This window comes from Rhizobium sp. WYJ-E13, from assembly GCF_018987265.1.
Classification (GTDB): Bacteria; Pseudomonadota; Alphaproteobacteria; order Rhizobiales; family Rhizobiaceae; genus Rhizobium.
In genome coordinates this window covers 143564-156757 of the sequence record NZ_CP076855.1, presented here as the reverse complement: position 1 = coordinate 156757, position 13194 = coordinate 143564, and the positions used below count along the sequence as shown (strand labels likewise).

Here is a 13194-nt window from a genome sequence, read left to right as displayed (position 1 = left end):
ATCCAAAGCTTGACAGGCGGTGTCGGTTGTCAGGAACTCGCGCTATCAAACAATGCGCCACTTACTGCGATGTCGTTCCGTTTTATGGCCAGACACGGTAAATCTGAGCGCAGGTGATTTTTCGATCCTGTGGCGCTGCCAAGCTCATGTCATCAGGGCCACGCACGGGAGTCCGACCTCCAGTGCGGGCACTTCAATGTGTCGCCGGGATCGTCGCGACTGTCCCTACTTCCCGTTTGTTTCACGTCTCGTTGAGTACGGTGCTTTGCAATGAAAGACTAAAACTGCTGATCGGGCTGCCGCAAGAGGAGGCGGCGGCAGGTCTTCAGGGAGGCAACCGTTGCAAACACTATCTGCCAGGCAATTTTGCCCTTGCCATACGCGCCAGGTGCCCCGGGCCGATTGAAGCGCCATTCATGCTCGCGTTGCTGGCCAAATCGCGATTTGCTCCATCGATTGCAGCGGTGATAGGCGCTCCAGCCAACAGCTGGACGATTGACTGGGTCGCCGACCTCAGCAATGTCGAGAGCTAGTTGTTCCCGAGATTCGCCAACGCTGCCAGCATGTCTATTGCCAGCCAGCTATCGACAGCTAAAGGAAGTCCGTTGCCAAAATCGGCATACAGGTGGGCTATGGGTCGGAAGCGGCTCAGTCCCGTGTTCAAGGCTCCTTCATGCCCGTTTGGGCTCTCGACAGAACGATGCGCTCCGATCGACAAGCGTCGGCATTATATGCCTCGCACACGCAACCATTTCACACAATACGTAATTCGCGCCTGTCGATTGCGAGTCGCATGCCCGACGCCGTCAGCACCGCGAGCAGAACGGAGGGTACAAGATTTGCTGACGCGCCCGTGAATTCGATCGTAATCAGGATCGCGGTCAGCGGCATCGCCATAGAACATGAGAGAAACGCCGCTGCCCTGACCACCGCCACGGCGCTAAGATCGACGACAGGAAGCACAAGATTCCAAAGATAGCCGACGATAATCGCCAGAAGCGATCCTAACGAGAAGCCCGGGGTCAACAGGCCGCCCCTGGCACCGGCTCGCAACACGATCGTAATGCTTACGATCTTGGTGGCGATTAATATTAGCGCAAGACTGATAGTGAGATCGTCGCTGAAAGCAAGCTCAGCTGGGCCCTTGCCGTTGCCGAGCAATTGCGGAAGAGCCATGGATAAAGCTCCCACACTTGAAAACGCGATCAACGAATAGATCATCTGGCGAAAGCCGGAGGCGGCCCGGGATGAGCACCTATCGGTCCAACGCTTAAAAAGAAGCCCACAAGCGCCGATAAGCGGGCCTGTGATCGACGCGAGAACCAGAAGACTATTCTGCGCGATTGTCATCGGAAGGGAGTACTGAGTTTCAGTTCCGAGACCGAAAGCAGCCACGCGGGCGGCAACAAAGCAGCTGAGGAGGGCAGCCAGACAAACTGTTGCTCCAACTCGCTTCAGGAGCACCTCCATGATGAAAACCGTCGCAGCGAATGGCACATCGTAGACTGCTGCTAACCCGGCGCCGGCACCGCATGCAGTGAGAATACGTAATTGATCGGTTGTGCAATCCAGTCCCTTGCAAAGCCTCTGCGTTAATAGCGCCCCGTACTCGCGTGGCGCGACCTCTCTGCCAAGTGGTGAGCCAAGGGCAACGGTGACGATTTGCAGCAAGCCGTGAAGAACTGTTTCGCTAAATGGCATAAGAGCCGGCTCGTGCGCGATCGCCTTGTTTATTGAAACCAGAGGCCTCCCGAACCTGCTCAAACCTGCCCAACCGATCCCTGCCACCATTCCACATAGGGCCACGACGGTGAGCCGGCGATACGGAGATGCGTCCGATACTCCCTGGAGGAATGTTTCGGGTCCGATGATTCCGCCGAGGCCATATCCGTAGGCGAGGTGTTGCACCCAATGGAGAAGCAGGGCAAGCATCATGCCTCCAAGACCGGCGAGGCCGCCCGCTAGCAGAGCAAGCGTAAGTAACTTCATGCCACTCTTTGCCAGATCTAGCAGCGAGCTCGGTTTGGCTGAATCATCGCCAGCCTCGGCGATTGCCTTTAGGGAACGGGTGATGATCACGGGCTGCGCCTCGATGGTTTTTTATACCGTGCCCCGAACGAACCACAGGTGGAGCTACACGCTTAAGTGCAAAGACTATCCGCAGGTTTCGGTTCAAGCCGCACGTGCAACTCGGATCGATCAGGATGCCAAGAAATATGTCGAGCGACCAGAGCGATTTGATATAAGCCTGCTTCCACTTGCTCTGGCTTTCTGTCTTCAGAGTCTGGCGGTCGCCAGTGTTTGTCACCAGCGATCACGTTTCCGCCCCGTCAGGGGCCACCGAGCAGTAGCAAGTAACGTCCGTCAGCGCGCCATGAAGTTTGACACGGTGAGATCAATGAGGTCGTCCCCACGACCATTCATAACCGCGCGGATAGCCCACATCCCAAAGCCCTTGACCTGCGCAGCTTCAATCTTGGGGGGCATCGACAGCTCTTGAGTATTTGTCACCACGTCTAGGAGAGCCGGACCGGGGCGGATTAGAAAGTCTCGAACCGCACCCTCAAGATCTGCTGGATCTTCAACACGCATCGCGTGGACACCTGCAGCCTTCGCAACGGCGGCAAAATCAGGGTTCTGCAATCCGGTACTCGTTTCGAGATAGCCCGCCGCCTTCATTTCCATCGCAACAAAGCCGAGACTGGAATTATTGAAGATCACCACCTTTACCGCCAGGTTCTCCTGAACCAACGTCAGGAAATCTCCCATCAACATGGTGAACCCCCCATCGCCGGACATGCTGATAACCTGTCTGCCTGGGAATGCGGCCTGGGCGCCTATCGCCTGCGGTAAGGCATTGGCCATCGACCCGTGTGCCAAGGAACCGATCAGGCGTCTTTTGCCGTTCATTTTCAGATATCGTGCTGCCCAAATTGTTGGCGTCCCAACGTCGAATGTGAAGACAGCATCTTCTGCTGCGTATTTGCTAAGGAGGTGGGCGAGATATTGAGGATGAATTCTTCTGCCTTGCTTGCCGGTTGCTAGATCGTCGAGCCCCTCGCGGGCCTTCTTATAAGACGACAGACATTTTTGGAGATGACTGTCGTCGGCTCGTTCGGTCAACATTGGTAAAACCGCTGCAAGAGTTGATTTCACGTCCCCGACCACAGCGAGATCGAGGGCTACGCGGCGTCCGAGGTTTTCCGGCCGGATATCAACCTGCGCGATCGTTGCGTCTGTCGGGTAAAACTGCCGATACGGAAAGTCCGTTCCCAACATCACGAGAGTATCGCAGTCCAGCATGGCCTTGTATCCAGACGAGAAGCCGATAAGGCCTGTCATGCCCACGTCGAAGGGATTGTCCCACTCCACATGTTCCTTGCCACCGAGCGCGTGGACAATCGGCGCCTTCAGCTTGCCAGCAAATGCAATGAGTTCTTCGTGAGCACCCTGGCAACCGCGCCCACACAAGAGAGTGACCTTCGGGCTTGCGTCAAGGAGTTTGACCAACTGGGTTAGCTGATCATCGGATGGGATGACCTTGGGGGGGGCAAGGGAAAGACTAACAGCCTTTGAAATCTTGCCAGCGTGCTCCATAAGCGCGATGTCGCCTGGAATGACAACGACAGCGACGCCGCGCCTGCCGATGGCTGCCCTGATTGCTGACTCGATAACTGCCGGTAACTGTTCAGGATGGCTGACAAGCTCGCAGTAATGGCTACATTCCTTGAAAAGCTGGTCGGGGTGGGTTTCCTGAAAATAGCCCCTTCCTATCTCAGCCGACGGTATCTGGGCAGCAATCGCCAATACTGGCACCCCGGAGCGGTGGCAGTCAAAAAGGCCGTTGATCAGATGCATGTTACCAGGCCCACAGCTGCCGGCACATACCGACAGCTGTCCCGTGAGGTGGGCTTCTGCCCCCGCCGCAAATGCCGCGCTTTCTTCGTGTCGAGTATGGACCCATTCAATGTCGCCGCGTTTGCGCAATGCCTCGGTTAAGCCATTCAGGCTGTCACCCACCACGCCGTAGATGCGTTTTACTCCGGCGGCATAAAGAACTTCGGTCAGCATGTCGGCGACGTTTGGCTTCATAATATTCCTCCTGGATCGACGCTATTTGATTGAGCCTGAAACAATGGGTGTTTATTGCTGCTGCGCATTTCCGGGACACTTTCGTTTCAGCGGCAAGCATCCCGATCTTTGACCGGAACCAAATTGCAGGGTATCCCCGATTGAGTATCGTGCGATCGATCGCGCCGCCCTTATCGGCGCTATCGACCACGGCAGATCACTCGCGTGATTTCGGCTTGCATGAATGGGCCGGTTAGAACTGACAATCTTCTTACTGGTAAACTACAAACCTGAGCCCAGATTGAAATCGTACGAGAGTATAGGTCGACACATCGAACCGTTGTCGGAGCTCGAGCCAGAAGGCGTCGCCGTTGCTAGCCGCAGCTTTACATTCGCCACCAAACTCTACCGCGGGCGTTTACTCTTCCTCAGCCATGTACTCGACTGTCGAACCGGCTCGGAACGTTTGTGAAGAAAAGAAATCCTCGCGGATCTTCCGGTAAAACCTACACAGCTGGGACGGGCCATTCCGGCGCTGGAGGACCCTCACTTTGAGGTCGGGTTGGCGGGAATCCTCAACGGCACCCATTCAGTTCCATCGCTACGGCCATGAGCTTGATCCAGGATAATGGGCGCAGACCCTCGGCGTCCCTATATTCTTCACCCTCATCGCATGGCGACCGGCAAGACATTCGCCATGTCTCGTATATTCCGATCCGACATGTAGCGGCACTGGAGATAGGGCTCAAAATTCCAGGACATTGGGTGTTCTTTAGGCAACCACCCCTATGCTAAGGCTTTTGACCACAGAGTGACGCTCTTTGAAAAATTGCACAATTCAGCGATCCCTGGGAGATCCCGATAGATTAATCTCGAGTAATTTCGATTTGACATCTTACGACGCTCTGCAAGGATGTGCCCATCAGCCAAAGCCTTCAGACTATCATCAAGCCACCAAGATCCTCTGTCGTCGTTGAAATCGTTGCTTTGTACCGGTTTCTTCGCCATCTTGAGCGTCCTGGAAGCCGGTCTCGATCATGACGTCGCGCGAAATGGCGTCCGCGGATTGTTTCCGTTGTGTTGGCGCTTCAAATTGTCGCTCTGCCGCATAACGATACGCATTTTCGAAGCCGTCGATCGACCCGGCAATTCAAAGCCTAACCAGTTAACCCGGTCCCGAAACGCGTCCAACTTCGAGCCGGGGGCTTCCGTCTGGCTGGATGCGACCTGGGTTCTCTCGTCTGGCGTCGATCAATGTCGGCTTTTAGCTGCGGCCGACAATCGCTATGTTTCCCCGGCCTCATGGCCGTGCCGCCTGCGCCTGTCGGAGTGGCGATGTCCACCCGTTTGACCACCAGACCAAAGGCGGCACGACCGCCAGCCTAGATCGTGAAAAACACCGTCTCGTTGTCTCCCTGAAGCACAATGTCAAAGCTCCATCGGTCCGGTGCAGAGCGAACCGCAAGCAAAGTGCTGCGACGTTCCTCTTCAACAAGGTTCAAGATCGGATCTTCACCGTTGCCCTCCGCGCCATCGAAGTAAATCCTGGTTACCAGACGGTTGAGGAGGCCCCGCGCAAAGACGGATACCGCAATGTGGGGCGCCTGCAGGATGTTTCCCCCTCCCGGTACGCGGCCGGGATATATGGTTCGAAATCGATAGCTTCCATCCTCCGCGGTCGCAGCCCTACCGAATCCGATGAAGTGAGGGTCCATGGGAGGATCCTTCCGCGTGTCATCCGTGCTGTAATATCGGCCGACACTGTTTGCCTGCCAGATCTCGATCATCGCGTCGGGCACTGGGTCGCCGCGTCCGTCCAGCACACACCCGATTATGTCGATGACCTCCCCCATGGGCATTTCGGAGGCGCTGCCGGGGCTTCTCAGGACGTAATGGCTGACAGGATAAAGATCTGGCCGGGCTCCGATCTCGAGCTGCCCCGTCAAATCGGCGCCGCCTTTCCAGGGAAGACCGTAGTGGAAGTAGGGTCCAACGGTCTGGGACGGCGTCTGTCCAAACATGTCGGGATGGCTGTTGTCAAGGCGAAGGGCGGGACGGCGGCTCTCGAGCTCAGTGGTCATGATCGTCATGTTCCTCGAAAGGGGTTGCTCCGCGCCCCTTCAAAATGATGTCAAATATGTAACCGAGTGCCCAGTTGGCGACGGTAGTTTCCATATCGAAGCGTGAAACCATTCTTTCTCGGTACATTCGCGGCACAGAATTGGCGATCGGATCGATTTCGATCAGCGGGTCGTCCGGAAAATAAAACTGGGTCACCAGTCTTGTCGCAAACGCAGGTCCGAGCAGCGATAAGTGTATATGAGCAGGGCGCCACGCATTCTTGTGATTGCCCCAGGGATAGGCCCCCGGTCGGATCGTGACAAAGCGGTAATGGCCCTCGTCATCGGTGATTACCCGCCCCGCGCCGGTGAAGTTTTCGTCGATCGGCGCATCCCAGTCATCTTTTGCGTGGATATAGCGTCCGGCGGCATTGGCTTGCCAGATTTCGATTACCGTGTTTGGCACAGGTCGCCTTCTGTCATCGAGTACCTTTCCCGATACAACGATCCTTTGTCCCAGCGGAGGCGAACGATGTTGGCTTGTCAGATCTGCGAGCGATGGCCCCATCAATCGCTCCCACGAGGCCGCCGGTCCGGTCATCTCCGTTAGCGTTTGCGGGATGAGCAAAGGCGGGCGGCTCGGCGCCCGCGTGATGGTCGCACGGTAATCCGGATGGAGCAGTCGCGGCGCGGCCGGATCATCGCCCCGATAAGGTGAAATGATGTTCATAAACCGATACCTTTCAAGGTTCGCAGACGGTCTCGTTAGCCCCTTTACACGAAGAGCAGGCGCCACGTTATCGTGCATTATGTAGATTTTTATGCATAAAAATGCGTTATGGCAAGTCCATCTATGTCTCCGACAGACTGCGCTTGCGGTCCTGTTACAGATCAATCGATCGTTCTAACCAATGAAAGCGACCGGGGTCGATTCGACATTATTCGTCTTCACCGGCTGCGGGCTTAACTGAGCCAGCTTCAACAAGCCGAGAGATCAAGGGTTCGAGCAGGTTCCGAAACACCGCGACCGCATCGACGGATCCGGCGTTACTAATCGCGAGCGAAACCGTAGTCTCAATGACCGGTCCGTCGATTTTCCTTGCTGCAAATCGGCTGTCTTCAATTTCTTCAATGAAGAGCCCAAGCGGGACGACAGCTGCGCGCCCATGGCGCAGCATAATCTCGCGCTTGACATTCACCGCCTCAACTTCAACCAGGTCAAGCGTGCGACCGGTCTTGGCGAGGACTGCATCGATTGCCCGACGAAATGGTCGATCTGGCCCATCGAGCACCAAGGGCAGCTGTGCCAGGACAGTGGCTGCAACCGGGTCCGTTATCTCCGTCATCACGTCGCGACGGCCCACCAGATAGAGATCTTCGCGGTAGAGTTCAATGATGGTAAGCCCATCCTCCGGCACGAGGTCGTAGCCAATGACGACATCGAAATCGCCTCTCTCTAGACCCGTGGCCAAATCGCCGCTTAATCCCTGTCTGACCGAGACATGCAAGTTCGCAGAGGATGTGGCCAGCAGCGACATAATTTCTGGTAGCAGCACCTTGCCGGGTGTCGAGGCGACACCGAGGCGCAGGCGGCGTTTTTGATCCTTAGCCAGATCTCGGAGTGAACGCTCGGCCGCGGCAAATGCTTCCAAGGCGGCCGATCCTGTTTTGAAGAAGAGCTGCCCAGCCTCGGTAAGGCGCACCCCGCGCGAGTGGCGCAGCAACAGTGGAACGCCAGCTTCTTCTTCAAGTTCCTTCAACTGATAACCGAGTGCGGGCTGCGAAACGTTGTGTATGCGGGCTGCGGCCGTGAGGCTGCCGAGGCTTGCTGCCGCGACGAAGTAACGGAGCTGCGGGAGTTTCATTGTCGTTTCGCTCTAAGTTTTGGTTATGGCTCGTCAAGGTAAACGGTATTTGTCGGCCTGTCATGTCGCGTCTAGCCTCGTCGCACACAGGAGGATCAGCCGTGAGATACATAGACGCATTCAACCATTTCTTCCCTCACGCGCTCTGGGAGCGCGTCCAGAAACTGGACGGCGCCGGCAAGGATATCGGCCGGCGCATGCAGGGTATTCCGTGCATTTACGATCTCGATACCCGTTTTAAGGTCATGGACGAGTTCGCCGATTACCAACAAGTTCTGTCGCTCGGCATGCCACCGCTCGAGGCGATGGGCAGCGGCGCCGTTTCGAGCGAGCTCGCGCGTATCGGCAATGACGGCCAGGCAGAGCTTGTCGAGAGACATCCAGACCGATTTGCGGGCTTCGTCGCGTCTCTTGCGATGAACGCACCCGAAGAAGCGGCACGTGAGGCTGAGCGTGCCTTTACCGAGCTCGGTGCAAACGGTCTCCAGATCCATACGAACATCAATGGTGCGCCACTCGACGATGACCGGTTTTTTCCGATATTCGAAATGGCTGCCAAGCACGGCAAGCCGGTGCTGCTTCATCCGTCCAGGACAGCCTCAATGACGGATTATGCCACGGAAGATAAGTCAAAATACGAGATCTGGTGGACTTTCGGCTGGCCTTACGAAACAAGCGCTGCAATGGCTCGATTAGTATTTTCGGGTATGATGGACAAGCTCCCCGATCTGAAGATACTTGCCCATCACATGGGTGCGATGGTCCCATACTTTGAAGGTCGCGTAGGCCCTGGTTGGGACCAACTGGGCAAACGCACGACGGACGAAGACCTGTCCCTCGTCCTCAAGCGACTGAAACGTCGGCCGCTCGACTACTTCAAGGACTTCTATGCCGACACAGCCGTTTTCGGGTCTAGGCCTGCAACCCTTTGCGGCTTGGATTTTTATGGAAGCGATCGGGTGCTATTCGCGTCCGATTCCCCCTTTGATCCCGAAAAGGGACCTGGATATATACGCGACACGCTTGAGGTTCTCGGTTCGCTCGACCTTGCAAAACAGGACATGGAAAAAATCTGCTACCGCAATGCGGAAAAACTATTTGGCTTGAATCCAGCAGACTGACATTGCTGGTTAAATTGCAGGCATCGCGTAATGCCTGCTACAGCCTGAACGGTGAAATGGAGGGACGCCGCATGAAAGCGATGGTGCTTAGGGAGTTCGGTCCACCTGATAATCTTGCAATGGAGGAGGTGGAGCGCCCGGAGCCCCGGCCGGGCTGGGTGGTGATTGCCGTCGCCGCAGTGTCTGTCAACCGCACATTGGATCTGGCTGTGAGGGCAGGGAGATATCCTCGCCCGATCGCGCTGCCGCACGTGCTTGGCGTCGACCCGGCTGGCGTGATAGTCGCGGTCGGTGATGGTGTCGGGTCAAGGAAGGTTGGAGATCGTGTTGTTACCTATCCGATCTTGAAGCCTGCCGCCGGGTCGCAAGGGCCAACATTGCTTGGCGTTCAGTCGTGGGGAGGGTATGCGCAATTTGTGACAGTGCCCGAAGAGGCGACCCACCTCGTTCCCGGCAATCTCGGATTGGCGGAGGCGGTTGTCATTGCGCGCCACGCTCCCATGGCATTCCACCTGCTGGCGGACAAGGCGCAACTTGACGAGGGACAGACGGTTCTTGTGATGGGTGCCTCAGGCGGACTGGGATCAGCTGGCGTACAGGTTGCCAAGCTACTGGGAGCAAGCGTCATTGCAGGAGCCGGCAGCAACGCCCGGGTGACGTCTGCAGTGAAAAGTGGCGCTGATTTCGGCGTCAACTACAGGGAAGACGACCTCGAGGTCGAAGTTATGAAACTGACCAATGGACGCGGCGTCGACGTCGTCTTCGAAAACGTGTCCGATCCCGTGCTTTTCCCAAAGGCACTTGCTTGCCTGGCTAGGGGCGGCCGGCTTGTAACTGCCGGATCACACGGCGGCGGCGTGGTTCCCCTTGATGTAAGCCGGCTTTATATGCGCCAGTTAACGGTGATCGGATCCACCGGTCAAAGGCCTATCGATACCGAACGTAGCCTTGCTGCAGCGGCAGAGGGGCGAATCAAGGCTGATATCGCCTTGATGTTGCCCCTGGAAGCGGCCGCCGAGGCCCATCAACTGCTGGAAACCGGGGAAGTGACCGGCAAAATTGTTCTGGTAGTAGACGCCGAGCAATTGCCAGCAGTTCGTTGAAAGCAAATCGGCCCTTCCGAAAGATGACAGCGCGTCGTCACGCGTCTGAAGTCGCGCCGCACAAGCACAATTTATTTGCACAAAATAATGAATTGTGCATTACTCACATTTGAGAATACTCAAGGAGGATGGGATGCGGGTACTCAAGCAATTCGCCGTTGCCGCCGTGCTGTTCGGTTTTGCTGCTGGTGGCGTCAAAGCGGATACTGTCAAGGTCGGTGTGATTGGACAGTTTTCCGGTCCCTACGCGCAGGCTGGCAAGCAACTTCGGGAATCGATCGAGGTCTATGTCGCCCAGCATGGGGCAAAAGCAGGATCGCACGATATTGAATTCGTCTATAAGGATATAGGAGGGTCTAATCCGGCGCTGGCGAAAAGCCTTGCCGAACAGCTGATCGTGAAGGACCGTGTATCGATCCTCACCGGTTTTTACCTATCTCCTGAAGCGACAGCTGTTGCATCGGTAATTAACGAAACCAAAACGCCATCTGTTCTCAGCGTGTCCTCGGCGCCGCAATTGATGCGAATGTCTCCGTACTTCGTGCGTGCAGGCGAAAACATCTGGCAACCGGCCTATGCACAGGCAGATTTCGCGAGCGAAAGCGGCAAGAGGAAGGCTTATATTGCGGTCGCAGACTACGCTCCCGGACATGAAGTCCAGGAAGCGTTCACGCGGCGCTTTACGGAGAAAGGCGGCTCGATCGTAGGCGAGGATAGGATACCGCTGAACACTGTTGATTTTGCAGCCTTTGCGGAGCGGATCGCCAACGCTGCACCGGACGTCATTATCACCTTTCTTCCGAACGGCGCACCATCGGTCGGCTTCTTCAACGCATTGGCTGCACATGGTCTGACAAAGTCAACGATGATAATTGGCATCGCTGAGACCGACGATCCTGATCTCCACCTTTACGGGCCAGATATCGCAGGTGTCTATTCCGCGATCTTTTATGCGGCCTCCCTCAAGAATCCTGAAAATGAGGCCTTCACGAAAGTCGTTACCGAGAAGTTTGGCGCCGACTACCGCGTTGGAAACAACAACATATCTCCTTATGACGGCATCCACCTGATCTACCGTATGGTCGAAGCGCAAACGGACGGGCCCTTCAACCCTGACACGGCAATGGCAGCGGTCAAGGGCTTTGCTTGGAACAGCCCGAGTGGTCCCAAGCGCATCGATCCACAGACCCGTGAGATGAATCACAACATGTACATCCGCCAGGTTCAGAATGTGAACGGAAGACTTCAGAACGTGGTGGTCAAGACGTATGAAATGGTGGGAAATCCTTGGGCCGAAGCCCACCCGCAATAATGGCCGTGACATGGGTTGTCCGCAATTTTTTGCAGTGGCATGGCTGCCACCGCAAAAGACACGAGGCCGTCTTTCCCGTACTCATTGACATTCCATTACGTCGAACGGAACGAACAGCGAGCGGCGGATGTCAAGGAGAACAGTTGAGTTAGATGGAGGCATTCACATAGGCTTACGTCCCGCTTTCCAGTCGACCCGATGTCTGCAACAAGGATGAACTTGGCGCAAAACACGGGGCGCCTATCAACGCGAAACTAGTTCAACTGACTGAAGCCTCCTCTAGTGCCGGACAGTCGGTATATCCTCGGGCGTCACCGCCGTAGTATGTCGCTCGATCAGGGGAATTCATGCTACTTCCGCGCCTCAGTCGATCGACGAAGTCGGGGTTTGTTTTCGCCTGCGACTGAGACGCCGTTCGCGTGGCAATCGACGACCGGTGTTCGCGTGCGGACTTCTATGCCCATCCTTGTCAGTGAGGTTTCCGCTTTATCGGATAACTCGCAGGGGAAAGCAGGCAGCAAGCGCGGCCCTGCCTCCATAAGAACTATACGAATCTCACGAGTATCGATGTTCCGAAATTGCCCGACCAGCGTTCGGTGCGCCAGTTCTGCAACGGCTCCAGCCATCTCTACTCCAGTCGCGCCACCGCCAACGATCACCACAGACATGAATTTGTGGCGCTCGTCAGGATTGTTGGTTCTTTCGGCCATCTCCAGTGCGTATAGGATGTGCTCTCGAATTGCCCGAGCATCGTCGACCGTTTTCAGCCCCGGAGCAAATTTTTCCCAATCCTCATGACCAAAATAGGCGTGGGTGGCGCCGGTCGCGAGAACTAAGATATCGTAGCCCAGAGCCTCAACTCCGTCCGATATCGTCCTCGCCCGCGTATCAACCGAGCTGACGTTCATCATCACCACACGAGCGTTCTCCTGTCGGGAAAAGATGCTTCTTATCGGCCATGAGATGTCACCCGGCGAAAGTGCGGCGGTGGCAACCTGGTAAAGCAGCGGTTGGAAAAGATGGAAGTTGCGGCGGTCGACAATGGTAAGGTCAACGGGCAGTCTCCGCAGCGATCGGCCCACCGCAATACCACCAAAGCCGGCGCCGATGACGACGACGCGCAAGCGTCCGGTTTGGGATTGCTTCAAGGGGTGGTCCATAACTATTCCTTCCATGCAAATCTGGACGTTGCAATTGAAGTGCTCGGTGCGTGCTTAATCTTCTGCGAGGGGGCGGAACACCGAGCGGGTATCACACCGTTTGCAGAACCCGCTCGCATTGATCTATCGGTGATCGAAACCTGAGGAACTGTGCGGCTCGCGTGCCACAGCCGATGTCATGCAAGCTCGAAGTGCGCCGAAACGGTCGAGGGTGCGGCGACGGAAGCAGGCTGTCGCGTTTCGCCTCCAAACAGCGTGCTCGCCAAGCCCAATGGCGGAAGATGGGGCATATCTCGGTCACACTTTCGCTCCACATAGTCGTAAGCTTGCCGACATCAGCCCCTCCTTGTTCCGCGGCGAATTCTTGTGCGATCAACGATTAAAACAGCAATACAATGCCAACATAGCCGTTGTTTTAAGGCGAGACCCCTTATACGAAGGTTTCACCAAACTCATGCGGTCGTTGCCCGACCTATTCGCGTGTATAGCTATCGCAGCAGCC

At 56.2% G+C, this 13194-nt stretch carries 9 protein-coding genes; 3 read left to right on the top strand and 6 right to left on the bottom strand.

Going from position 1 to position 13194, the window contains the following annotated elements:
* Nucleotides 1-753: 753 nt before the first annotated feature.
* From KQ933_RS32120 to KQ933_RS32100, 5 genes are all read right to left on the bottom strand, one after another.
* The gene (locus tag KQ933_RS32120; protein ID WP_216761272.1) at nt 754-2079 is read right to left on the bottom strand and encodes a chloride channel protein; all 1326 of its coding nucleotides are present in this window, start codon (nt 2077-2079) and stop codon (nt 754-756) included.
* A 285-nt stretch (nt 2080-2364) separates the two neighbouring features.
* The gene (gene poxB / locus KQ933_RS32115) at nt 2365-4092 is read right to left on the bottom strand and encodes a ubiquinone-dependent pyruvate dehydrogenase (RefSeq protein ID WP_216761271.1); all 1728 of its coding nucleotides are present in this window, start codon (nt 4090-4092) and stop codon (nt 2365-2367) included.
* A 1361-nt stretch (nt 4093-5453) separates the two neighbouring features.
* Nucleotides 5454-6152: a protocatechuate 3,4-dioxygenase subunit alpha gene (gene pcaG, locus KQ933_RS32110; RefSeq protein WP_216761270.1), complete on the bottom strand. Its 699-nt coding sequence runs from the start codon at nt 6150-6152 to the stop codon at nt 5454-5456.
* The gene (gene pcaH / locus KQ933_RS32105) at nt 6142-6861 is read right to left on the bottom strand and encodes a protocatechuate 3,4-dioxygenase subunit beta (RefSeq protein ID WP_216761269.1); all 720 of its coding nucleotides are present in this window, start codon (nt 6859-6861) and stop codon (nt 6142-6144) included. Before pcaH ends, pcaG begins: the two co-directional genes overlap by 11 nt.
* 208 nt (nt 6862-7069) lie before the next feature.
* Nucleotides 7070-7996 carry a LysR family transcriptional regulator gene (locus KQ933_RS32100; protein WP_216761268.1) on the bottom strand — a complete coding sequence of 309 codons (927 nt, stop codon included), beginning with the start codon at nt 7994-7996 and terminating at the stop codon, nt 7070-7072.
* A gap of 101 nt (nt 7997-8097) precedes the next feature.
* Between KQ933_RS32100 and KQ933_RS32095 the strand changes: the two genes are divergently transcribed.
* The 3 genes from KQ933_RS32095 (at nt 8098) to KQ933_RS32085 (ending at nt 11532) form a co-directional block, all read left to right on the top strand.
* A complete protein-coding gene (locus KQ933_RS32095) occupies nt 8098-9117 on the top strand; it encodes an amidohydrolase family protein (protein ID WP_216761267.1) in 1020 nt (339 codons plus the stop codon).
* A 2-nt stretch (nt 9118-9119) separates the two neighbouring features.
* On the top strand, nt 9120-10220 hold the full coding sequence (locus KQ933_RS32090; RefSeq protein WP_253958496.1) for a zinc-binding dehydrogenase: 1101 nt from the start codon (nt 9120-9122) through the stop codon (nt 10218-10220).
* Between the two features lie 133 nt (nt 10221-10353).
* Nucleotides 10354-11532, top strand: coding sequence for an ABC transporter substrate-binding protein (locus KQ933_RS32085; protein WP_216761266.1), 1179 nt, complete (start codon nt 10354-10356; stop codon nt 11530-11532).
* 350 nt (nt 11533-11882) lie between these two features.
* On the opposite strand, the gene KQ933_RS32080 is transcribed toward KQ933_RS32085, so the two are convergent.
* Nucleotides 11883-12692 carry an NAD(P)/FAD-dependent oxidoreductase gene (locus tag KQ933_RS32080; protein ID WP_216761265.1) on the bottom strand — a complete coding sequence of 270 codons (810 nt, stop codon included), beginning with the start codon at nt 12690-12692 and terminating at the stop codon, nt 11883-11885.
* Nucleotides 12693-13194: the final 502 nt, after the last annotated feature.

Excerpts from the sequence above, each read along its gene's own strand:
- poxB (WP_216761271.1), bottom strand. The coding sequence starts at position 4,092 with ATGAAGCCAAACGTCGCCGACATGCTGACCGAAGTTCTTTATGCCGCC.
- pcaG (WP_216761270.1), bottom strand. The coding sequence starts at position 6,152 with ATGACCACTGAGCTCGAGAGCCGCCGTCCCGCCCTTCGCCTTGACAAC.
- pcaH (WP_216761269.1), bottom strand. The coding sequence starts at position 6,861 with ATGAACATCATTTCACCTTATCGGGGCGATGATCCGGCCGCGCCGCGA.
- KQ933_RS32100 (WP_216761268.1), bottom strand. The coding sequence starts at position 7,996 with ATGAAACTCCCGCAGCTCCGTTACTTCGTCGCGGCAGCAAGCCTCGGC.
- KQ933_RS32085 (WP_216761266.1), top strand. The coding sequence starts at position 10,354 with ATGCGGGTACTCAAGCAATTCGCCGTTGCCGCCGTGCTGTTCGGTTTT.
- KQ933_RS32080 (WP_216761265.1), bottom strand. The coding sequence starts at position 12,692 with ATGGACCACCCCTTGAAGCAATCCCAAACCGGACGCTTGCGCGTCGTC.